Below are 22,256 nucleotides of genomic sequence, written 5' to 3' on the forward strand. Positions count from 1 at the left end.
CCTCGCTGACGAACAGAAGCGGCGGCCGCTCCCTCGTGGGGACGGCCGCCGCTCGTCGCATCTGCGCCGCGCAGCCCTGCGGGTTCGCGCAGGCTCAGCGCGTCATGTCACGCGGTCATTGGCCCAGCACGGTCCCGTCGGCCACCTGACCGCCCTCGGCGCCGAGGCGCCCCTCACCGCGGACCACTACGTCCGCGCCGAACGTCCAGTCACCCTCCACGGTCAGGCGGGACGCCTCCTTCATGGACGGCACACCATGCGGGAAGCGGGCATCGAAGTCACCGATCAGCTTGTAGTCATCGCTCAGCGTCACCAGCGGCACCGTGTCCACCGCCTTGCGCAGCGCGAGGTCATCGGTGAGGGAGTAGGCGTCGGAACGGATCAGCAGCAGATCGCTGGTGGCCTTCACCGGCAGGAACCGGGCCCGATCCACCACGATCGCGGTCGCGCCCTCGAACACTTCGATCGCGGCGCCCATCGCGGACTCGATCTGGTAGACGGGCGTGCTGGACTTGTCGCCCGGGTCCACGGTCTTCTCATTGCGGATCAGCGGCAGGCCCATCACGCCCCCGCGCTCATCCAGGATCTCCTGCAGGCGCACCAGATCGAACCACAGGTTGTTGGTGTGGAAGAACGGGTGGCGGTCCTCGTCGGTGAAGAAGTCCATTTCGTCCGCCGGGGTCTGCGCGGTGTCGCGGAGGATGAGGCGGCCGTCCTCCTTGCGCACGGCCAGGTGGCCGCCCTTGCGGTCCGCTGCGGTGCGTCGGCACAGCTCCGCGGCGTAGGGGGCACCGGAGGCGGCGAACCAGCCGGCGAGCTCGGGGGACGGCTCGGCGCCGAGGTTGTCCGAGTTGGAGACGCAGGCGTAGCGGAAGCCCGCATCGATCAGCTGGGTGAGCACACCCGAGGCGAACAGAGCGGTGTAGATGTCGCCGTGACCGGGCGGGCACCATTCGAGGCTCGGGTCCGCCTCCCACTCCACCGGGGTGAGGTCGTCCTTGCGGAGCTTAGGCTCCTTGTTCTGAAGGAAGTCCAGCGGCAGCCCCTCCACGGCGAGGTCCGGGTACTGCTCGAGGACCTCGAGGGTGTCCTCGCGGGTGCGGAAGGAGTTCATGAACAGCAGGGGCAGGCGGGCGCCGGTGCGCTCTCGCGCCGACAGAACCTGCTCGGCGAGGATCTGCAGGAAGTTCTTGCCGTCGCGCACCGGAAGCAGGGTCTTCGCCTTGTCCAGACCCATCGACGTGCCCAGCCCGCCGTTGAGCTTGATCACCACGAGCTTCGAGAACGCGTCGGCCGCGTCGTCCTCGCTGACGGTCTCATCGGCGAGCTTCGGCGGGTTCAGGTACGGCTCGATGGTGTCCTCGGGGATCTGGCCGGTGGTGCCCTCCTCGAGCTGGCGGTAGAAATCGGAGAACACGCTGATGGCGGCTTCGGGGACGGAGGCCTCGCGCATCTTCCGCTGGGCGTGGGAAAGACCTTGTTCACTCATACCGCCATCCTACTGAGCGCAGGTGAGGACGCCTCGTAGACTGGGCCTATGAGCAGAGTTCTTTCAGCAGTCGCCTGGCCGTATGCGAACGGCCCCCGCCATATCGGTCATGTCGCCGGCTTCGGAGTCCCATCCGATGTGTTCTCGCGCTACATGCGCATGGCGGGTCATGACGTGCTGATGGTCTCCGGAACGGACGAGCACGGCACGCCCATCCTCGTCGCCGCCGATTCTGAGGGCGTGAGCGCTCGGGAGCTCGCCGACCGCAACAACCGGGTCATCGTGGAGGACCTGGTGCAGCTGGGCCTGTCCTACGATCTGTTCACCCGCACCACCACGGTCAACCACTACTCCGTGGTGCAGGAGATGTTCCGCGCTGTGCGGGACAACGGCTACATGATCGAGCAGACCACGCACGGCGCCATCTCCCCCTCAACCGGCCGCACCCTCCCCGACCGCTACATCGAGGGCACCTGCCCGATCTGCGGGACCGACGGCGCCCGGGGCGACCAGTGCGACGCCTGCGGCAATCAGCTCGACCCCACCGACCTCATCAACCCGCATTCGCGGATCAACGGCGAGACCCCGCAGTTCATCGAAACCCAGCACTGGTTCCTGGACCTGCCGTCGCTGGCGGAGGAGCTGGGACGCTGGCTGGACCAGCGGGAGAGGACCGGCCTGTGGCGGCCGAACGTGATCCGCTTCAGCCAGAACTTCCTGAAGGAGATCCGCCCGCGCGCCATCACGCGCGACATCGACTGGGGCATCCCGGTGCCGGGTTGGGAGGACCAGCCCACCAAGCGCCTGTACGTCTGGTTCGATGCGGTCATCGGCTACCTCTCCGCTTCCATCGAATGGGCCCGTCGCGGCGGCGATTCGGACGCGTGGAGGAAGTGGTGGAACGATCCCGAGGCCCTGTCCTACTACTTCATGGGCAAGGACAACATCGTCTTCCATTCCCAGATCTGGCCGGCGGAGCTCATCGCCCACAACGGCGAGGGCGCCAAGGGCGGCTCCCCCGGTGTGTACGGGGAGCTGAACCTCCCCACCGAGGTGGTCTCCAGTGAGTTCCTCACCATGGAGGGCAAGAAGTTCTCCTCGTCCAAGGGCGTGGTCATCTACGTGCGGGACATCCTCTCCCGCTACCAGCCGGATGCGCTGCGGTACTTCATTTCGGCGGCGGGTCCGGAGAACAACGACGCGGACTTCACCTGGAGCGAGTTCGTCTCCCGCACCAACAACGAACTGGTCGCCGGCTGGGGCAACCTGGTGAACCGCACCGCAGCGATGATCGCGAAGAACGTCGGCGAGATCCCCGCCGCCGGCGAGATGGAGCAGATCGACCTCGACCTGCTGGCGAAGATCCGCAACGGATTCGACACCGTCGGCGATCTGATCGCGCACCACCATCAGCGCTCTGCCATCAACGAGATCATGCGTCTGGTCGGCGAAGCGAACGGGTACGTCTCCGCGACCGAGCCCTTCAAGATGAAGGCGGAGGAGCAGCGGCCGCGCCTGCTGACCGTGCTGCACACGCTCGCCCAGGCCGTCACGGACCTGAACACGATGATCTCGCCGTTCCTGCCGCACTCCTCCAACGAGGTGGAGAAGGCCCTCGGCGGGGACCGCGTGGTCGCGCCGATGCCGCGCATGGAGGATGTGGACGACCTCGACGGCGGTCCCGGCTATCCGATCATCACCGGCGACTATTCGGACGTGCCCGCTTGGGGCCACCGCCCGGTCACCGTCGGCGCCCCGGTTGCGAAGCCGAAGCCGATCTTCCAGAAGCTGGACCCGTCGATCGTGGATGAGGAGCTGGAGCGGCTCGGCGTGAGCGACGCATGAGCGAGCCCCTGTTGCTGGCGATCGCGCACGGATCCCGCCTGGACTCCGCTGTCACCGCCACCCAGGACATCGCCCGCTCCGCGGCCCGCATCGCCGGCGCCCCCTTTGCTGACGCGTACCTGGACCTCGCGGAGCCGTCCGTGCAGGCGCGTGCCGCGGAGCTGGCGGCGAACCAGTGCCCGGGAGCGATCGCGGTGCCGCTGCTGTTCACGGAGGCGTTCCACGCCACCTCCGATGTTCCGGCAGCACTGAATGAGGCGCAGGCGGCGACGGGTCTGCCGATCCACCGCGCCGGCATCATCGGCACCGGGGACGATGTTCTCGCGGTGCTCGCCGAACAGGCCCGCGCCCACACTGCACCGGGTCAGGAGCACTCTCCCGTGGTGCTGCTGGCGGTGGGGTCCTCCCGGCCGGAGGCGAACGCCACGGTGGCGGACCTCGCGGACCGGCTGGGCGCTGCCCTGGGCCGACGGGTGCAGGCGGGGTTCGCGACCTGTGCTCCGCGAGCGGCGGACATGATCACCGCGGACGAGCCGGGCCTGCTGCTGCCGCTGTTCACGGCGCCCGGTCTGCTGTTGGAGCGCACGTCGGCGGCTGCCGCCGCAGCTGGGTGGAGCACCGCGCCGCATCTGGGTGCGGCGCTCGGGCCCCTGGTGGCGCAGCGCTATCTGGACTGCGCTGCCGCCCTCAGCGCCGACTGACCCGTTCGGGCAGCTGCTCGGCCATGAGCTGGATCATCGCACCCATGCGCTGACGCTGAGGCGCGATCGGGGTGATCCCTTCGGCTTCGAGGGGCTCCGCGGTGACGGGGCCGACGGCGACGGCCACCACATCGGTGCGCAGCGCATCGACGACGTCGTCGCGGCGGCCGAGTTCGTCGGCTCGGGCGAAGAGGGCATCCACGGACGGCGCGGCCGTGAACGTCACCGCGTCGATGCGGCGCTGGCAGATACCGCTGACCAGTTCGTCGACGGGGTCCAGCTCCTCCGGCGGCTCCCACCGGTAGGGCGCCACCACCACGAGGTCGTGCCCCTCCCCCTCATCGGCGAGCCGGGTGAGGACATCGGGGTGGATGTAGCCGTGGCGCTGCAGGCCGACGGGGCCCGCGGGGACGCCGTCGGCGAGGGCGACGTCGACCATCGATGCGGACGTCTCCAACGGTGCGGCCGGTGCGTCGGGCAGGCCGCGGCCCCGGACAGCGCCGCGGGCCTTCGCACCGCGGCAGATGATGCGCGTGTCGGCGAGGTAGGCCATGGCGGCCTGCGCGAGATCGGGGTCGGCGCTGCTGAGGGCGTCGAGCCATGCGGTGAAGCCCTGTGCCGTGGTGACGAAGAACAGTGCGGGACGCACGTCCAGCAGGCGGCGCGTGTCGGTGAGCAGCTGGGCGTCGGCGCCCGTCGGCACGATCCTCATGGTGGGGGCGAGCAGGACGTCGGCGCCGCGTCGGCGCAGAGCATCGGCCTGGTCATCGGCGCGTCGGCTCGCCGTCACCGCGATCCGCAGGCCCGCCAGCGGCTGCTGCGTGCCCTGTGCGGTCGTGGGTCCCGGTGCGGCCGACGGGTCCGCCGATCCCGCGTCGCCGGCGGCGGCAGGCGGTGTCTGCTGGGCGTGGTCGGTGGGCATGCCGTCTCCTTCTCTCAGAGGCCGTCGGTGATGTCCGCGGTGGTGGTGTGCAGTCCCGCCACCTCACCGATCACGATGATCGACGGGCTCGTCAGGCCGGCGTCGGCGGCGTCCTGCGCAACAGCGGCGAGGGTGCTGTGGCAGCGCGCCTCATCACCATGGAATCCCCGGTGGATGACGGAGGCGGGCGTGACAGGATCCAGTCCGGCCTCCAGCAGGGCTCGCTGGGTGAGCGGCAGGGTGCCCATGCCCATGAGGATCATGACGGAGCCGCCCAGCCGCACGAGCGCTGCGGCTTCTGCGCCGTCGATCGCTTCGTGGCCGGAGATGATCGTCACCGCGCGGGTGATGCCGCGGTGGGTGGCGGGGATGCCCGCCCTCGCGGGCACCGCCAGAGCGCTGGTGATGCCGGGGATCACATCCACACGGATGCCGTTCTCTGCCAGGTGCTGCCATTCCTCGGATCCGCGGCCGAAGATGAACGGATCGCCGCCCTTCAGCCGGACCACACGGGCGCCGGCACGGGCGAAGACCGTCATCTGGTCGTTGATGAGCTCCTGGATCATCGAATGGTGCCCGGGCTTCTTCCCCACATCCACGATGAGGGACCCGGGGGCGAGCCGGAGGCAGTCGCCGGCGGCACCGAGACGGTCGGCGAAGATGACGTCGGCCTCCGCGATGGCGCGCATGGCGGCCAGCGTGAGCAGCTCCGGATCGCCGGGCCCGCTGCCGACGAGCGCGGCACTGCCTGGTGCGGCGGGCGTCGGCCCCTCCCCCATCGGTTCGCCGCTGCGCGGCGCTTCTTCGCGGATGGTGATGGTGCCGAAATCGCGCGCCGCCCACTGCAGCACGGTGTCCTGCAGCCCCTGTTCACGGGCGAGGGCGTCGAAGCGCTGCGCGCGCCGCTGGGGCTCATCCGTGTCGAGGATGACGTGGGCGCCCTCAGCGGCGAACGCCTGCGCAGCCTGCCAGCTGAGGGGGCGGCCCGCCGTCTCCTGATCGACGGTCCGCCCCTGCCAGCTGCGCTCGAGGTGGAACGCGGTGGGCCTCACACTGTGCGCCCGGAGCCGATGGCTTCGCCGCGCGGTCCGCGGAACGCGATCTCGGGGCCGGAGATGAGGACCGATTCCCGCTCCTCCAGGGTGGCGGGGCGGTTCTGGTCGCGTTCGGGGACGCGGGCGAACAGCGGGTCGGCGGCCTCGGGGGCGTTGATGAAGGAGCGGAAACGGGCGAGCTTCTGGGGGTCCTTCAGGGTGGCGACCCATTCGTCCTCGTGGCCGTCCACGAACTCCTGCATCTCCTTCTCCAGTTCGTCGGCGATGCCGAGGGAGTCCTCGACGACGACGGCGTGGACGTGGTCGATGCCGCCGTCCATCGAGTCGATCCACGCAGCGGTGCGCTGCAGCTTCTCCGCGGAGCGGATGTAGTAGCCGAGGAAGCGGTCCACGAGGGAGACGAGGGTGTCGTCGTCGACGTCGGAGGCGAGCAGTTCGGCGTGGCGGGGCGAGAAGCCGCCGTTGCCGCCGACGTACAGGTTCCAGCCCTTATCGGTGGCGATCACGCCGATGTCCTTCCCACGGGCCTCCGCACATTCGCGGGCGCAGCCGGACACGCCGAGCTTGAACTTGTGCGGGGAGCGCAGGCCCTTGTAGCGCTCCTCCAGGAGGATCGCCATGGACACGGAGTCCTGCTGGCCGAAGCGGCACCAGGTGGAGCCCACGCAGCTCTTCACCGTGCGCAGGGACTTGCCGTACGCCTGGCCGGACTCCATCCCGGCGTCCACGAGCCGCTGCCAGATATGGGGCAGCTGTTCGAGGCGGGCGCCGAACAGGCCGATGCGCTGCGCGCCGGTGATCTTCGTGTACAGGTTGAAGTCGGCGGCGACCTCCGCGATGACGCGCAGACGCTCCGGGGTGATCTCACCGCCGGGCACGCGCGGCACCACGGAGTAGGTGCCGTCCTTCTGCATATTGCCGATGAATCGGTCGTTGGTGTCCTGCAGCTCGCCGAGCCCTCGGTCGAGGATGTAGCGGTCCCGCTGGGAGGCGAGGATGGAGGCGACGGTCGGCTTGCAGACGTCACAGCCGTGACCGGTGCCGTATTCCGCGATGACCTCGTCGAACGTGCTGAGGTCATTCTCCCGGATCTTCGCGTACAGCTCGGAGCGCGAGTAGTCGAAGTGCTCGCACAGCGCGGTGGACACGGCGATGCCGGCCTTCGCGAGCTGCGCGGCGAGGATCTTCTGCATGAGCGGCACGCAGGAGCCGCACTGGGTGCCGGCGTTCGTGCAGGCCTTCAGGGTGGCGATGTCGCGGGCGGGGGTCTCGAAGTCCCCCTCGCCGTTGACGGCGCACTTGATGGTGCCGGAGGTGACGTTGTTGCACGAGCAGACCACGACCTCATCGGGGATGTCGCCGGTGTCGGGCAGCTCACCGCCGCCGGCGGCGAGGTAGGCCGACGGGTCCCCCGGCAGCTCGCGGCCGATGTAGGCGCGCAGGGTCGAGTAGTTCTCTGCGTTGCCGACGAGGATGCCACCGAGCAGGACCCGCACATCGGAGGACAGGATGAGCTTCTGGTAGATCCCCTGCGTGGGGTCGGCGAAGACGACGTCCAAGGTGTTCTTCTGGGTGCTCTTGGCATCGCCGAAGCTGGCGACGTCGATGCCGGAGAGCTTCAGCTTGGTGGAGGAGTCGGGTTCGCCGAACACGGCCTTTCCGCCGAGGAGGCGGTCGACGACCACTTCCGCCATCGTGTTGGCGGGGGCGACCAGGCCGTAGCAGCGGCCCTCCACAGCGGCCACTTCACCGATCGCCCACACCCGGTCGATGGAGGTGGCGCAGTCCTGCCCGACCATGATGCCGCCGCGCGGCCCGATCTCGAAGCCGCCGACCTTCGCGAGCTCATCGCGGGGGCGGATGCCGACGGCGAGGCAGACCAGATCCGCAGGGATCTCGGAGCCGTCGGAGAGTCGAACGGCACGCACGTTGGAGGCGGCGCTCGCCAGCGCGTCGGCTTCGGAGGCCGACGGCTTCCGCGAGGAGATCCGCTTCTCGATGGAGTCGAGGGAGACGCCCATGTGGAGGGTGATGCCGCGCTGTTCGATGAGGCGGTTGAGCAGTCGGCCGCCGCCTTCGTCGAGCTGGGCGGGCATCAGCCAGTCGGCGAGTTCGACGAGGTGGACGTCGTACCCTTCGGCGGCGAGACCACCGGCTGCTTCGAGACCGAGAAGGCCACCGCCGAGGACGACGGCGGAGCCGGTGCGGTTCTCGTCGGACTGCATGCCCTGCACGCAGTCCGCCATCTGGTCGACGTCGTCGACGGTGCGGTACACGAACACGCCCTTGGTGTCCCAGCCGGAGATCGGCGGGGTGAAGGCATTGGAGCCGGTGGCCATGACGAGGTGGTCGTAGCCGTAGATGGTGCCGGAGCGGGTCCGGACCTGCCGCAGCTCGGTGTCGATGGAGTTGACGCGGTCGCCGAGGACGAGGCCGACGTGCTCGTCCTCCCACAGGGTGGGGTCGCCGAGGGTGAGGTCGTAGGAGCGGTCCCAGCGCTTGGCGAGGTTGACGCGGTCGTAGGGCGCCAGGGCCTCTTCGGAGATGACGGTGACCTTGAAGCGATCCTCGGTGTCGCGGCGGCGCATCGTCTCGGTGAAGCGGTGTGCGGCGGGTCCGCCGCCCACCACGACGACGTGCTCGACCGCCGGTTCGTTCGTGCTGTGCGCGAGAGTGTCAGTGGTCATCGACTGGCCCTTTCCCAGAGGTCTGTTCATCGCCGACGCTACCCTGAAGATCTGCGGGTCACCAGGACGAGCGTCCTGTTCGGGTCGATTCGACGGGTGGGAGGACCAGTGTCCCCGCAGCCCAGCCGCCCGGGCACAACAATGGTGGAAACAGCACCTGAGCTGAAGGAGTGTTCCATGACCGACGATCAGTGGCGTGAGGTGTGCCGGCTTGACCAGTTGGAGAAGAACTGGGGCGAGGCAGCGCTATTCGGCACCGAACAGCTCGCCGTGTTCCTCGCCTGGGACGGCCAGGTGCACATCACCTCGAACATCGATCCGCGCACGCACCAGGGCGTGATGTCGCGCGGCATCGTCGGCGACCACGAGGTGGGCGGTGAGCGCCGACCCACGATCGCGAGCCCGCTCTACAAGGAGTCCTACGATCTGGAGACCGGCGAGTGCTACACCTCGCCGAACTTCCGCCTGTCCGTGTACGACTCCCGCGTCCGCGACGGCGTCGTGGAGGTGGATCTGTCCTCCGCTACCGAGGCTGTCCGACGGGAGCTGCCGCAGCGCTGACCGAGCCCCGCCCGGCAGCTCCGGGCTCGGGCGGTTCGTTCGTCAGCAGCGGCGCCGGCTCAGCGGCGGGATCCGTCGGCCCCGAAGAGCCCCGACGCGCCGCGTCGGTGCGAGCCGACGAGGTGGGTGTCGACCAGTCCGATCGCTTCCATCAGCGCGAACATGGTGGTGGGGCCGACGAACCGGAACCCCCGTCCCTTCAGGTCGCGGGACAGCGCCCGTGACGTCTCATCCTGCGTGGGGATCTCAGCGAGGGTGCGCGGTGCGTAGGTGAGCGCCGGCTGGAACGACCAGATGTGCTCGGCGATGTCGGTTCCTTCTGTGCGCATGCGCTGGGCGATCCGCGCGTTCGTCACCGTCGCGGCGATCTTGCCGCGGTGCCGGATGATGGCGGCGTCGCTGAGCAGGCGCTGGATGTCCTCCTCCCCCATCTGGGCGACGCGGTCGACATCGAAGTCGTGGAAGGCGCGGCGGAACGCGGCGCGCTTGGTGAGGATCGTCGCCCAGCTGAGCCCCGCTTGGAACCCTTCGAGGCTGAGACGCTCGAACACTCCCTGTTCGGTGCGCACCGGCATGCCCCATTCGGTGTCGTAGTAGTCGCGCAGCATCTCGTTCGCCGTCGCCCAGGGCGGTCGGGCGCACCCGTCGGCCCCCACTACGAGGCCGGGGCCTGCGCCGACGGGACCGACGGTCTCAGAAGATCTGCCCAACGGCTTCCTTCTTCTCAGCCTGGAACTGGTCCTCGATCCGCCCGAGCGCCCAGTACGCGGAGATGGACACGTCCTCGCGGTCGAGGCCGCGCTCATTGATGAGGGACCTGCGCAGGCGCTTCGTGGCGCCGCGCTCCAGGTGGCAGAACACCTGCAGACCCCGCTCGGCGATGAGCTCCTGGGGCAGCTCCAGCGATTCGACCGCCTGAACGAGCTCCTCACGGTCCCCGATGATCCACTGGATCCGCATCCCGTCGGGAGCGTCGAGGTCGAGCTGGTCCTCGGCATGCTCGAGGTGGATGAGCACCTGCCCGACTGCGTCGGCCGGCATGGCGTCCAGGGCGCTGCCGATGGCGGGCACGGCGGCGTGATCACCGATCAGCAGATGCTGGCGTGCATCGGTCCGCGGCGTGTAGCCGCCGCCGGCTCCGCTCATGGCGATCTGGTCACCGGGCGTCGCGGTGCGGGCCCATTCGGAGGCGATGCCGGTGCGGCCGGGCTCGGCGTGGATCACCACGTCCAGCCACAGCTCCTGGGCGTCGTGGTCCCAGCGGCGCACCGTGTAGGTGCGCCGGGACGGCAGCAGCTCAGGGGTCTGCTCACGGATCGCGTCCATGTCGTACGGCGGGGTGAGGCCGCTGCCGGGCTGCGGCAGCAGGAGCTTCACGTACCGGTCCGCGTGCTGATTCGGGTTCAGGCGTTCGATCTGGTCACCGCCCACGACGACGCGGGTCAGTCGCGGGGTGAGCGGCGTGACGGAGCGGACGGTGAGGACGGCCTGCGGGCGCGGTTTCTTCGCGGGGCGGGGGCCGGGATCGGATGCGGGGCGGGGGCTCGGAGTCGTCATGCGCCCCACCCTACGCGAGCACCCTGTTTTCGACAGTCCCAGCTTGCATAAACCGGTCAGCTACCATCGGCTGCATGCCCGCCGCGCATCGCCCTGAGCCCCTCGTCGTCGTCGCCGCCGCAATTCAGCGCAACGGGGCTTTCCTGTGCGCCCGCAAAGCCCCCGGCACCGCGAACGCCGGACTGTGGGAGTTCCCCGGTGGGAAGGTCGACCCCGGCGAAACGGACGCGGCCGCGCTGATCCGCGAGATCCGCGAGGAGCTCGGCTGCTCCATCACCGTCGGCGACCGTGTCTCGGCCACGGTGACGCCCGGCCGGCGCCGCGCCGTCGAACTGCGGGTCTACACCTGCGCCCTGACCGGGGATGCGCCGACATCATCCACGGACCACGATGCGATGCAGTGGGTGCACCCGTCGGACCTCCCACACCTGGCCTGGGCGCCCGCCGATCTCGACGCGGTGCGGATCCTCTCCGGCGGCGCCGCGCCGGCATGACGAACGGGCGGGCCCACGAAGATCGTCGTGGACCCGCCCGGTGCGGTGGTTCAGGTGCGGCGGATCAGCCCTGCTGCTTCGCCTTCTGCTCCTCGTAGGCCGTGCGCACCTCATCCATGTCTAGGCCCTTGACCTGTTCGATGAGGCTGTTCAGGTCGTTCTCGCGCAGTGCGCCGGGCTGACCGAATACGGGGATGCCGTCGCGGTAGGCGACCAGGGTCGGGATGGAGGTGACGCCGTACTGCATGGCGAGCTGCTGCTGCGCCTCGGTGTCGACCTTCGCGAAGGTGATGTCGGTGTGCTTCTCGGCCGCGGCCTCGAACACAGGGCCGAACTGGCGGCAGGGGCCGCACCATTCCGCCCAGAAGTCGATCAGGACGATGCCGTCCTTGACGATGTCGTCGTGGTTCTCGGTGGTCATCTCAAGAGTAGCCATGCTGGTTCCAACCCCTTTCGGTGTGGTGCTATTCCGTGTGCGTGAGCGCGGTCACTCGGCGGTGGTGATGCGCACTCGCGCGTCCTCAGCGGGGATCTCCCAGGTGCGGGCATCGGCCTGCACCTGCTCACCGCTGCGGATGTCCTTGACGTCGCCGGTGGTGCCGCCGTCCTCCGACGGGAACCAGACGAACGGGATGCCGCGCCGGTCGGCGTAGCGGATCTGCTTGCCGAACTTCGCGGACGTCGGCGACACCTCCGCGGCGATGCCTCGTTCGCGCAGTTCGCGCGCGATCTCGGTGCTGCGCAGACGCTCCTGCTCGCTCTCCACGATGACGAGGACCGCAGTCGGCACGGAGCGGGTCGGCACCGCCGCCTGGCGGGTCACCAGGCGCGACACCAGGCGCGACAGGCCGATCGACAGGCCCACACCCGGGTAGGTGAAGCGGCGATCGGCGGCGAGGGTGTCGTAGCGGCCGCCGGAGCAGATGGAGCCGAGGTCCTCATGGCCCTCCACGAACGTCTCCACGACGGTGCCGGTGTAGTAGTCGAGTCCGCGGGCGATCGACAGGTCCGCTTCGCACACGCCCGGAGCCGAAGCATCGACCGTGCGGATCACGTAGGCGAGCTCCTCGACCGCGGCGTCGATGTCGTCGCTGCTGAGTCCGAGAGCAGCAATCCTGTCGGCGAGGTCGTCGGCGCCGGCGCGGATCTGGGCGAAGGCGAGGCACCCGTCGGCCTGCTCCCCCGTGGCGCCGGCCTTCTCCATCAGCTGACGGCGCACCTCTTCGGGGCCGATCTTCGCGATCTTGTCCAGTTCGCGCAGAACCGCAGGGGTGTCGGTGAGGCCGAGCGCGGTGAACACAGCTTCGGAGAGCTTGCGGTTGTTGACCGCCATGCGGAAACCGCCGGGCAGGGGGAGGCGGCGGAGGATGTCCGCCATCACGATCGCCACATCGGCGTCCATGTGGGCGGGCAGCGCGTTCTGGCCGATGATGTCGAGATCGGCCTGGTAGAACTCGCGGAAGCGGCCGTCCTGGGGGCGCTCGCCGCGCCACACCTTCTGCACCTGGTAGCGGCGGAACGGGAACTCCAGCCTGCCCTGGTTCTCCAACACGTAGCGGGCCAGCGGCACCGTCAGGTCGAAGTGGAGGCCGAGGCGGCGGTCCTCCCCGTCGGCAGCGGGGGCGTCCTCACCGTCCTCCGCGTGCAGGCGGGAGACGACGTACACCTCCTTGTCGATCTCGCCCTTGCGCAGGAGCTGCTTCATCGGCTCCACAGCGCGGGTCTCGATGTTGGCGAAGCCGTGCAGTTCGGCCACCTCGCGGAACACGTCGATGACGTGCTGCTCCACGAGCCTGTCGGCGGGCAGCCATTCGGGGAATCCTGACAGCGGCGTGATCTTCGCCATGCGGGTGTGCTCCTTGGGGTGGTCCGGGTGGGGCGCCCAGCCGTGCGGCTAGAGGCTCAGGAACCTATTATCGGTCAGTTCGCGTCCGAATGCAGAGGCCGGTCCGTGTCCCGGCACGATCGTCATCGCACGCCGCTGCTCAGCGAGGGCCCGCAGCCGGCGCAGGGACGCGAGCATGTCGTCACTGCTGCCGCCGGGCAGATCCGTGCGGCCGATGGAGCCTCGGAACAGGATGTCGCCGGTGAAGGCGATGCCGTGCTCGTGGAGCTCGGCCAGGCCGTCGGTGATGCCGCCGGCGGGTACGGCCCGCACCGGAGTGTCGGCGCAGATGATCGTGGATCCCTCCGTGTGCCCGGGCAGGGTCGTGGTGGTGAGGCGGTGCGCGCCGAGCTGGATCGTGTCCTCCTCGGCGAGTTCGCGGACCTGCGCGGGCCGCTGCCAGCCGAGCTGCTCCCAGACCGGCCGGATGGCGCCGGTGAAGGCGTCCGGCAGCTGATCGATCGGGCAGTCCAGCCGGTAGGAGTCGCCCCGGCCCACGTGCACGGGGACGTCCCAGTCGGCGGCGAGGCGGGCAGCGTCGGCCACGTGGTCGAGGTGGCCGTGGGTGACGGCGAGACCGACGGGTTCCAGCTCCCCCGCGTCCAGGTACGCCTGCACGGTCGGCGCGACGTCGAACCCCGGGTCGATGATGAGGGCGGCTCCGCCCTGCTGATCCTCGTGGAGGACGCAGCAGGTGGCCTGCAGGAACGGGGAGACGACGAAGCGGACGGCGAGAGGACTGCTCATGACTCCATCGTGGCACAGGCCGGTCCCCGGGCCGATTCCGCGACGATTGCCCGCACTTCAGCCCGACGGGGTAGGGTTTTCGCAGGTCCCGGCCCACTCGCGCCCGCGCGTGCGATCCCGGTGCGGGGATCGTCCCCGCGGCGGCTGACTGCGCGCTGCGGATCCATGGCCCGGGCACCGCCGAGTGCCCCTGTCCGCGCCCCCAGTCGGGCGCAGCACCGTACGAAGGAGCATCGACGTGAGCGACGACCGCACCGCCGAGACCCAGCAGAACTCCGGCGAGCCCACCGCCGCCGAGGCCGCCCCCGAGACCGCCGCAGCTGAGCAGACCGCCGGTGCGGTGACGCCCGCGGACCAGCCCATCGATCAGTCCGCGAAGACTGCCCAGGAGGCGGCGCAGACCGGCGCGGTCCCGTCGGCCGGCGACGATGCCCCGACCCCGTCGGCACCCACCACGCCGGCGCCGTCTGCGCTCACCTCGGCGACCACGTCGTCGCCCGCCCCCAACCCGGCCGCTGTGGCCAAGCGGTCCACTCCCCTGGTGCCGGTGATCCCCGTGGCCGCCGAGTACGACGACGCGAAGGTCGCCGAAGCGAAGACCTTCGGCACGGTCCGCGAGGACGGCGTCGTCACCGTGCAGGACGGCACCCAGGTGCGTGAGATCGGCGCCGTCGAACCGGGCACCGACGTCGACGAGGCCCTCACTCCGTTCGCCCACGCCTACCTCGACCTCGCGGCGTTCCTCGACATCGTCGAGCAGAAGCTCGGGGTGGACGGCAACACGCAGGCCGATCTCAACCGCATCCTCGAGCAGATGCGCAAGAACATGAAGGAGCCGAAGACCGTCGGCGACATCCCGGCGCTGCGCCAGCGCGCCCACGACCTGCGCGAGAAGGCGAAGGAGCAGATCGGGGAGCTGGAGAAGAAGCGCCAGGCGGCTCGCGATGAGGCCACGGCGAAGCGCACCCGCTTCGTCGAGTCCATCGAGGAGCTCGTGGCCACCGATTCCCACCGCATCTCGTGGAAGAAGGCCGCCGCCACCATGCGCGGCATGGTCGGCGAATGGAAGACGATGCAGAAGGGCGATGTCGCCATCGACCGCTCCGTTGAGGACGGACTGTGGAAGCGCCTGTCCGCCGCCCGCAGCGAGTTCGACCGCAAGCGCCGCGCCCACTTCAGCCAGCTTGATGCCGACCACGCCGAAGCCGAGAAGGTGAAGGCCGCCCTGATCGACCGCGCCGAGGCGATGAAGGACTCCGAGGACTTCGGCAACACCGCCCGCGCCTACCGCGAGCTGATGGACGAGTGGCGCGCCGCCCCGCGCGGCAACCGCAAGAAGGACGACGCCCAATGGGCGAAGTTCAAGGCCGCCCAGGATGCGTTCTTCGAACGCCGCAATGCCGACCGCAAGAGGATCGAGGACGAGCAGAAGGAGAACCTCAAGGTCAAGGAGGCGATCCTCGACGAGGCGGAGGCACTGCTGCCGATCACCGACCTCGACGCCGCGAAGGAGAAGATGCGCGGCATCGAAGAGCGCTTCGACGCCGCCGGCCGTGTCCCCCGCAACGCGATGCGCCGCGTCGAGGACCGCATCCGCGCTGTCCGCGATGCCCTGAAGAAGGCGGAGGACGCCGAGTGGCGCCGCACCGACCCGCGCACCCGCGCACGCGTCGAAGGCGCCTCCAGCCAGCTCCACAGCGCCATCGCCTCCTACGAGGAGGACCTGGAGAAGGCGAAGGCGTCCGGCGATGCGAAGCGCATCGAGAAGGCGCAGGCCGCTCTCGACGCCCGTCGCGAATGGCTCGCTGTCATCGAACGCTCCGCACAGCAGCTGAACTGACCACCGGCACTCAGCGAGTCCCTGTGGACGCCTGACTGTCCACAAAAGGATCTCCCCTCCTGCCCCGCCGTCCGAACCGGACGATACTGACGGGCATGAGGGGAGATCTTTCTGCGTGTGCCGAACCGCTGACCGTGTGGTCTCCGCACGCGTACGAGCTCGGACGAACGATCAGCCGACATCTGCTGCTGGACGCCGGTGATGTCCGCACCCAGCTGATCGGCTTCGACGTCCCCGTGCACCGCATCGGCGCAGACCTGCTGCTGCCGGCCCACGTCGACGTGTCACTGCCGGAGCGCGCCGTTCTCGCAGCGATGGGCATCGGCGCGGACCTGCGCCGGCCGTGGGTGCTGGCCAACTGGAGCGCCGCCTGGGTGTACCTCGGCGGCGCGCCGCCCGAGCGTCCCGCCGTGGCGGTGCCGCACCGGGCCCGCACCCGCGGTGGGGTGACGCTCCACCAGTTCTCCCTCTCCCCCGCCGATATCTTCACGATCGGGGGCTGCCCTGTCATGTCGCCGAGCCGCGTGGCCGCTGACCTGCTGCGCACCGGGCCCGACGACCCCGGTGTGATCGCTGCGCTGCGAACGCTGCTGGAACGCGGGTGGACGCAGAAGACCGTCGTGCGCGAACGCATCCACGAGATCGGGCCGGGCAGGAACTCACGGCGCTCCCTGGATGCGCTGGAGCGTCTCTGAACGGCCGACGGGACCGTCAGTGGGAGCGGGCACCCGTCGCGTCGAGGATCGGCTGACCGTCGCTCGAGACGCGATACGCATCCAGCACACCCTCGACACGGCGCACCTGCGCCAGCAGGAAGCTGAGGTGACCGGGGTCCACCAGCTCCACCGAGAAGTGGGCGATGGCCAGACGGTCCGGATGGCTGTTGCAGGAGGCGGACAGCATGTTCGCCTGCTGGTCGCTGATGACGTTCGCGAGATCGGTCAGCAGGCGGGAGCGGTCCAGTGCCTCCACCTTGATGTGGACCAGGTACTGGGAGCGGGCACTGCCGGACCATGACACCTTGAGGAACCGCTCCGGGTTCTGCTTGTTCATGTCGATCGCGTTCGTGCAGGCCGCGTGGTGCACGCTCACACCGGCGCCGCGGGTCACGAACCCGACGATCGGGTCGCCCGGCACGGGCGCGCAGCACTTCGCGAGCTTCACCCACAGGTCCGATTCTCCGTCGACCACCACGCCCTGGTCGGCCTGGGCGGCATCGCTGCGTCGCCGTGAAGTCACCTTCGACGGCAGCACCGCCTCCGCCTGGTCCTCCTCGGAGCCGTCGACCCCTCCGAGGGCGTGGACGAGGCGACCCGTGACAGCGCCTGCGCTGACATGGTTCTCACCGATCGCGGTGTAGAGCGCGTCCACGCTGTCGTAGTTGAGGTCCAGCGCAACCTGCGACAGCAGCTCATGGGTGAGCATGCGCCGCAGCGGCAGGTTCTGCTTGCGCAGCTCCTTGGCCAGTTCGTCCTTGCCGCGGTCCAGTGACTCTTCGCGGCGCTCCTTGGAGAACCACTGCTTGATCTTGTTGCGCGCACGCGGCGACTTCACGAAGGCGAGCCAGTCGCGGCTGGGCCCTGCGCCCTCCGCCTTGGAGGTGAACACTTCGACCACGTCGCCGGTGGCCAGCTCCGCCTTCAAAGACACGAGCTTTCCGTTGACTCGGGCGCTGATGGTGCGGTGCCCGACCTCCGTGTGGACGCTGTACGCGAAGTCCACGGGGGTGGCACCCTGCGGGAGGGAGATGACGTCGCCGCGCGGGGTGAAGACGTACACCTCCTGGGTGTTCATCTCGTACCGCAGGGAATCGAGGAACTCACCGGAGTCGGTGGTGTCCTTCTGCCATTCGAGGAGCTGGCGCAGCCAGTTCATCTCCCCGCCCTGGATGTCCAAGGTGCTGCCGGAGCGTCCGTCCTGCGGCTCGTTGCGCATCTGCGCCTTGTACTTCCAGTGCGCGGCCACACCGTACTCAGCGCGTCGGTGCATGTCCCAGGTGCGGATCTGGATCTCGACGGGTTTGCCGGTGGGGCCGATGACGGTGGTGTGCAGCGACTGGTAGAGATTGAACTTCGGCAGCGCGATGTAGTCCTTGAAGCGGCCCGGGATCGGGTTCCACCGCGAATGCAGGATGCCGAGGACCCCGTAGCAGTCGCGCACGGAATCCACGAGGACGCGTACGCCCACCAGATCGTAGATGTCGGCGAAGTCGCGGCCGCGCACGATCATCTTCTGGTAGATCGAGTAGTAGTGCTTCGGACGGCCCGTGACGGACGCGCCGATCTTCGCCTGGGAGAGGTCGTCCTCGATGATGGCGGTGACCTGCCCGAGGTACTTCTCGCGGGCCGGGGCGTGGCGGGCGACCAGGGCGACGATCTCGTCGTACACCTTCGGGTAGAGCACCTGGAAGGAGAGGTCCTCCAGTTCCCACTTGATGGTGTTGAGGCCGAGGCGGTGCGCCAGCGGCGCGTAGATCTCGAGGGTCTCCTTCGCCTTGCGCTCCGCGGACGACCCGGACACGTACTTCCAGGTGCGGGCGTTGTGCACGCGGTCGGCGAGTTTGATGAGCAGCACGCGGACATCGCGGCTCATCGCGATGATCATCTTGCGGACCGTCTCCGCCTGCGCCGCTTCGCCGTACTGGACCTTGTCGAGCTTGGTGACGCCGTCCACCATGACGGCGATGGTCTCGCCGAAGTCGGTCCTCAGCTCGTCGAGGGAGTAGTCGGTGTCCTCCACGGTGTCGTGCAGGAGCGCTGCCGCAAGCACCTCGGGCGGGCTGCCCATTTCGGCGAGGAAGGTGGCGACGGCGACGGGGTGGGTGATGTACGGGTCGCCGCTGCGCCGCATCTGGCCGCGGTGCGCCTTCTCGGCGACCTGGAAAGCGCGCCGGATGAGGGTGAGGTCGGTTTTGGGCTGGTGGCCGCGGATCGCTTGGATCAGCGGTTCGAGCAGGGGGTCGTCCGGGGTCTTCTTCCCGCCGAAGAGGCTCGTGAGGGACCGCCTGGGCATGCTCGGCCCATCGGGGTGGGTGCTCTCAGCCATAGCGCGACCTCCTTCTGACCTGTGCCCTGATCCTAGCGGTCCGGCGCGCCTCGGCCAGCCACTCGCCGCGCTTGTGACCGAACCGTCAACCCTGGTCCGGTCCGGTCGTCAGTTCGGGACGCTCCACACGGTGGTGACGGGGACGTCGTCCAGGACGTCCCGTCCGCCCAGACCCTCGAGTTCGATGAGGAAGCTGGCACCGGCCACGTCGGCCCCGTACTGGCGGGCGAGGTCCACGGTGGCGCGGGCAGTACCGCCCGTGGCGAGGAGGTCGTCGACCACCATGACGCGGTGGCCGTCGCCGATGGCGTGCTCAGCGATCTCGACCGTGGCGGTCCCGTATTCGAGGTCGTAGGTGAGCGAGCGGGGGTCACCGGGCAGCTTGCCGGCCTTGCGGACCGGCACGAATCCGATGCCGAGGGCGTACGCCATGGGGGCACCGAACACGAAGCCGCGCGCCTCGGTGCCGATGATGAGGTCGATGTCCGACGGGATCTTGGAGCACCAGTGGTCCATCACCTGGCGGAACGCGACGGGGTCGCGCAGCAGCGGGGTGATGTCGCGGAACAGGACCCCGTCCTGCGGGAAGTCGGGGTACAGCGCAATGTGGCTGTCGTAGAGGCTGTCGATGGTCGTGTCGCTCATGCGGCGACTCCTTCCTGGGCGGGCGCGGACGCCACGCGTGCACTGTGCTCCCGGATGCCGCGTTCACGGCTGCGCAGATCCACGAGCAGCCCCGGGGCGAGGAAGATCGAGGAGAACGTTCCGCTGATGATGCCGATGAACAGGACCAGCGAGATGTCCTTCAGCGTACCTGCACCGAGCAGGAATGCGCCGATCACGAGGATCGCGCCGACCGGCAGCAGCGCAACGACGGAGGTGTTGATGGACCTCACCAGGGTCTGGTTGGCGGCGAGGTTCACCAGCTGTTCGAACGTCCTGTTCTCCCTGGGCAGGTGAGCGGTGTTCTCACGGACCTTGTCGAACACCACGACCGTGTCGTACAGGGAGTAGCCGAGCACGGTGAGGAACCCGATGATCGTGGCGGGGGTGATCTCGAAGCCGATGGCGCCGTAGGCGACCACGGTGAAGATCAGGTCGCTCAGCAGCGCCAGCAGCGCTGCGGCGGATGCCTTCCAGTTGCGGAAGTACAGCGCCATCACCACGCCGACGAGCGCGAGGAAGACGAGGACTCCACGGATCGCCTTGTCGGTGACGCCCTGGCCCCAGTTGGGGCCGATGAACGAGGTGGAGACGGCCGACGGGTCCACGCTGTACGCGGAGGCGAGGTCGGCGGCCAGGGCCTTCGTGGCGTCGGAGTCCAGCTGCTGGGTCTGGATCCGCAGAGTGTCGGAGCCGAGGGCGGTCACGGTGGGTTCGTTGTCGGGCACGTGGTCGCGGACCACGGTGCGGGCGGTGTCGGTGTCGGAGACGCTCACGCCCGGAACCTGGAACTCGCTGCCGCCGGTGAAGTCGATGCCCCAGTTGAATCCCCGCACCCCGGCGACGATGCCGAGGATCAGAAGGACGCCGATGGCGATGGCGTACCAGGTGCGGCGGCGGGTGACGATCCCGAAGGAGCGCTTCCCGCTGTGGAGGTCATTGCCGAATTCGGCCAGGTTCAGCGTGCTCATGCGTCATCCTCCATCTCGCGCTCCAGGCGCACCTTCCGCTCGGCCAGGGTCTCAGTGGGGGCATCGTCTCCGCCGCGGCGGGAGCGCCGGCCCTTCCTCTCGTCGGGGCTGCGGAAGCGGCCGCGTCCGGCATAGGCGGGGACGTTCCGACCCAGCTGCGCGGGATCCAGGCCGCTCATCGGGTGGCCCTTGCCGAAGAAGTTGGTGCGCACCAGGGTCTGCAGGATGGGGTGGGTGAAGAGGAACACCACGACGAGGTCGAGGACAGTGGTGAGTCCGAGGGTGAAGGCGAACCCGCGCACCGATCCTGCACTGACGAGGTACAGCACCACCGCGGCGATGAGGTTGACCGCGTCGGAGGCGAGGATGGTCCGCTTGGCGCGGTCCCAGCCGTGGTCGACCGCGGCGCGGATGCCGCGGCCGTCGCGGATCTCGTCGCGGACGCGTTCGAAGTAGACGATGAACGAGTCGGCGGTGAACGCGATGGACACGATCAGGCCGGCTACACCGGCGAGGGAGAGGCGGAAGCCGATCTCGCTCATGTTCGACATGATCGTGATGATCCCGTACGCGAGCATGCCCATGGTGAGCAGACTGAGCGTGGTGACGATGGCGAGGACGCGGTACTGGAAGAACGCGTAGACCACCACGAGGACCAGGCCGATGAGACCGGCGATGAGGCCCTTCTGCAGCTGGTCGCCGCCGAGCGTGGCGGAGATCTCCTGCTCGGATTCGACTGTGAACTCCAGCGGCAGCGCCCCGAACTTCAACTGGTCGGCGAGCTCCTGGGCGCTGTCGGCGGAGAAGTTGCCGGTGATGGAGGCGCCGCCGTACGTGGGGGCCTGCACCTGGGGTGCGGAGATCACCAGGGAGTCCAGGACGATGGCGAACTGGCCGGTGGCTCCCTCCCCGTTGAACAGGGCGGTGGTCATGTCACCGAATGCCTTGCCGCCGGCCTTGTCGAAGTTCATGGAGACCTGGTAGTAGGTCGAGTTCTCCTGCGGCGCGGCCTTGGCGTCGGTGATGGAGGTGCCGTCGGCGGTTTCAGGGCCCAGGATGTACTTGGCGGATCCGTCGGGCGCGCACGCCACCACGGCGGACTTCGGGGCACTGTTGACGTCGTGGTTGCGGCGGACCTCGGCGTCGGTGCAGTCGAGGCTCGTCCACTGCTTCTCCACCTCGGGAGTGATCTGCTCCAGCGACCAGGCCGGCTTGCCGTTGACCACGGTGGGCGATGCGCCGCCGCCGGCATCGGAGGCCCCGCCGGCATCGGAGCCGGTCGCTTTCGGAGCCGCCTGGGCGCCGCCGCCGTCGGATGCGGCCTGGGCCTTCGCCTGGTCGATCTCCGAGGTGCCGTCGGACCCGCCGCCGTCGGAGGCGGTGGCGTTCGGCGCGCCCTGGATGAGCACGGGCCTGAAGGCGAGTGTGGCGGTGCGGCGCAGAGCGTCGGAGGTCTTCTGGTCGATCGAGCCGGGGACGCTCACCATGATGTTGGTGCCGCCCTGGACGGAGATCTCCGTTTCCGCGACGCCCATGGCGTTGACTCGCTGCGCGATGATGTTGCGGGCCTGGTTCATCTGCTCGCTGGAGATCGGCTCGCCCGTGTTGGATCGGGCCTTGAGGATCACCTGGGTGCCGCCTTCGAGGTCGAGGGCGTACTTCGGCTGCGCCTGCCAGCCCTGGGTGGCGACGGCGAGGCCGAGCCCTCCGCAGACCAGGATCAGGAGGACGGCGAAGGCGCTCAGGGCAATGCTGCGTACTGGCATCAGTGCTCTTTCACGGGAAAGCACCGCC

General features: G+C 69.1%; 19 protein-coding genes. 6 read left to right on the forward strand and 13 right to left on the reverse strand.

Annotated elements, in window-relative coordinates; translation table 11 throughout:
• Positions 1-115: 115 nt before the first annotated feature.
• Positions 116-1,489 (reverse strand): UTP--glucose-1-phosphate uridylyltransferase, encoded by a 1,374-nt coding sequence (locus R3I40_RS05640; RefSeq protein WP_239374637.1) that lies wholly within the window; start codon positions 1,487-1,489, stop codon positions 116-118.
• Between the two features lie 48 nt (positions 1,490-1,537).
• On the opposite strand from R3I40_RS05640, the gene metG reads away from it, so the two are divergent.
• Positions 1,538-3,334: a methionine--tRNA ligase gene (gene metG, locus R3I40_RS05645; RefSeq protein ID WP_239374639.1), complete on the forward strand. Its 1,797-nt coding sequence runs from the start codon at positions 1,538-1,540 to the stop codon at positions 3,332-3,334.
• Entirely contained in the window at positions 3,331-4,035 is a 705-nt protein-coding gene (locus R3I40_RS05650; RefSeq protein WP_285262379.1) for a sirohydrochlorin chelatase, read from the forward strand. Before metG ends, R3I40_RS05650 begins: the two co-directional genes overlap by 4 nt.
• On the opposite strand, the gene R3I40_RS05655 is transcribed toward R3I40_RS05650, so the two are convergent.
• From R3I40_RS05655 to nirB, 3 genes are read right to left on the reverse strand one after another with little or no spacing between them, the layout of a single operon-like run.
• Positions 4,022-4,957, reverse strand: coding sequence for a uroporphyrinogen-III synthase (locus tag R3I40_RS05655; RefSeq protein ID WP_285262380.1), 936 nt, complete (start codon positions 4,955-4,957; stop codon positions 4,022-4,024). The genes R3I40_RS05650 and R3I40_RS05655 overlap by 14 nt on opposite strands.
• 14 nt (positions 4,958-4,971) lie before the next feature.
• Positions 4,972-6,009 carry a uroporphyrinogen-III C-methyltransferase gene (gene cobA, locus R3I40_RS05660; protein ID WP_285262381.1) on the reverse strand — a complete coding sequence of 346 codons (1,038 nt, stop codon included), beginning with the start codon at positions 6,007-6,009 and terminating at the stop codon, positions 4,972-4,974.
• Complete coding sequence (nirB, locus tag R3I40_RS05665) at positions 6,006-8,699, reverse strand: nitrite reductase large subunit NirB (protein ID WP_239374649.1); 2,694 nt, start codon at positions 8,697-8,699, stop codon at positions 6,006-6,008. The genes cobA and nirB overlap by 4 nt, the downstream gene beginning before the upstream one ends.
• Before the next feature lie 177 nt (positions 8,700-8,876).
• Between nirB and nirD the strand changes: the two genes are divergently transcribed.
• On the forward strand, positions 8,877-9,260 hold the full coding sequence (gene nirD, locus R3I40_RS05670) for a nitrite reductase small subunit NirD (protein ID WP_285262382.1): 384 nt from the start codon (positions 8,877-8,879) through the stop codon (positions 9,258-9,260).
• A gap of 59 nt (positions 9,261-9,319) precedes the next feature.
• Here nirD and R3I40_RS05675 read toward each other — a convergent pair whose 3' ends face one another.
• Complete coding sequence (locus R3I40_RS05675) at positions 9,320-9,970, reverse strand: DNA-3-methyladenine glycosylase I (protein ID WP_285262383.1); 651 nt, start codon at positions 9,968-9,970, stop codon at positions 9,320-9,322.
• Positions 9,954-10,817, reverse strand: coding sequence for a siderophore-interacting protein (locus R3I40_RS05680; protein WP_285262384.1), 864 nt, complete (start codon positions 10,815-10,817; stop codon positions 9,954-9,956). Before R3I40_RS05680 ends, R3I40_RS05675 begins: the two co-directional genes overlap by 17 nt.
• 74 nt (positions 10,818-10,891) lie before the next feature.
• Between R3I40_RS05680 and R3I40_RS05685 the strand changes: the two genes are divergently transcribed.
• Positions 10,892-11,311, forward strand: coding sequence for a (deoxy)nucleoside triphosphate pyrophosphohydrolase (locus R3I40_RS05685; protein ID WP_285262385.1), 420 nt, complete (start codon positions 10,892-10,894; stop codon positions 11,309-11,311).
• Between the two features lie 64 nt (positions 11,312-11,375).
• On the opposite strand, the gene trxA is transcribed toward R3I40_RS05685, so the two are convergent.
• The 3 genes from trxA to R3I40_RS05700 are packed head-to-tail and all read right to left on the reverse strand — an operon-like array spanning position 11,376 to position 13,943.
• Positions 11,376-11,747, reverse strand: coding sequence for a thioredoxin (gene trxA / locus R3I40_RS05690; protein ID WP_183374724.1), 372 nt, complete (start codon positions 11,745-11,747; stop codon positions 11,376-11,378).
• 51 nt (positions 11,748-11,798) lie between these two features.
• Positions 11,799-13,157 carry a histidine--tRNA ligase gene (gene hisS / locus R3I40_RS05695; protein WP_183374726.1) on the reverse strand — a complete coding sequence of 453 codons (1,359 nt, stop codon included), beginning with the start codon at positions 13,155-13,157 and terminating at the stop codon, positions 11,799-11,801.
• 48 nt (positions 13,158-13,205) lie between these two features.
• The gene (locus tag R3I40_RS05700) at positions 13,206-13,943 is read right to left on the reverse strand and encodes an MBL fold metallo-hydrolase (protein WP_183374728.1); all 738 of its coding nucleotides are present in this window, start codon (positions 13,941-13,943) and stop codon (positions 13,206-13,208) included.
• A 238-nt stretch (positions 13,944-14,181) separates the two neighbouring features.
• On the opposite strand from R3I40_RS05700, the gene R3I40_RS05705 reads away from it, so the two are divergent.
• Complete coding sequence (locus tag R3I40_RS05705) at positions 14,182-15,783, forward strand: DUF349 domain-containing protein (protein ID WP_285262386.1); 1,602 nt, start codon at positions 14,182-14,184, stop codon at positions 15,781-15,783.
• 95 nt (positions 15,784-15,878) lie between these two features.
• Entirely contained in the window at positions 15,879-16,478 is a 600-nt protein-coding gene (locus tag R3I40_RS05710; RefSeq protein WP_285262387.1) for a hypothetical protein, read from the forward strand.
• 16 nt (positions 16,479-16,494) lie between these two features.
• On the opposite strand, the gene R3I40_RS05715 is transcribed toward R3I40_RS05710, so the two are convergent.
• The 4 genes from R3I40_RS05715 to secD all read right to left on the reverse strand — a co-directional run bounded on the left by R3I40_RS05715 (position 16,495) and on the right by secD (position 22,228).
• Positions 16,495-18,828: a RelA/SpoT family protein gene (locus R3I40_RS05715; protein ID WP_396349485.1), complete on the reverse strand. Its 2,334-nt coding sequence runs from the start codon at positions 18,826-18,828 to the stop codon at positions 16,495-16,497.
• A gap of 108 nt (positions 18,829-18,936) precedes the next feature.
• The gene (locus R3I40_RS05720) at positions 18,937-19,473 is read right to left on the reverse strand and encodes an adenine phosphoribosyltransferase (RefSeq protein ID WP_183374734.1); all 537 of its coding nucleotides are present in this window, start codon (positions 19,471-19,473) and stop codon (positions 18,937-18,939) included.
• Positions 19,470-20,462 (reverse strand): protein translocase subunit SecF, encoded by a 993-nt coding sequence (secF, locus tag R3I40_RS05725; RefSeq protein WP_183374736.1) that lies wholly within the window; start codon positions 20,460-20,462, stop codon positions 19,470-19,472. Before secF ends, R3I40_RS05720 begins: the two co-directional genes overlap by 4 nt.
• Positions 20,459-22,228, reverse strand: a complete 1,770-nt coding sequence (secD, locus tag R3I40_RS05730; protein WP_285262388.1) for a protein translocase subunit SecD — start codon at positions 22,226-22,228, stop codon at positions 20,459-20,461. Before secD ends, secF begins: the two co-directional genes overlap by 4 nt.
• Between the last annotated feature and the right edge of the window lie 28 nt (positions 22,229-22,256).

Origin of the sequence: Helcobacillus massiliensis (genome assembly GCF_033106145.1) — a bacterium.
Classification (GTDB): domain Bacteria; phylum Actinomycetota; class Actinomycetes; order Actinomycetales; family Dermabacteraceae; genus Helcobacillus; species Helcobacillus massiliensis.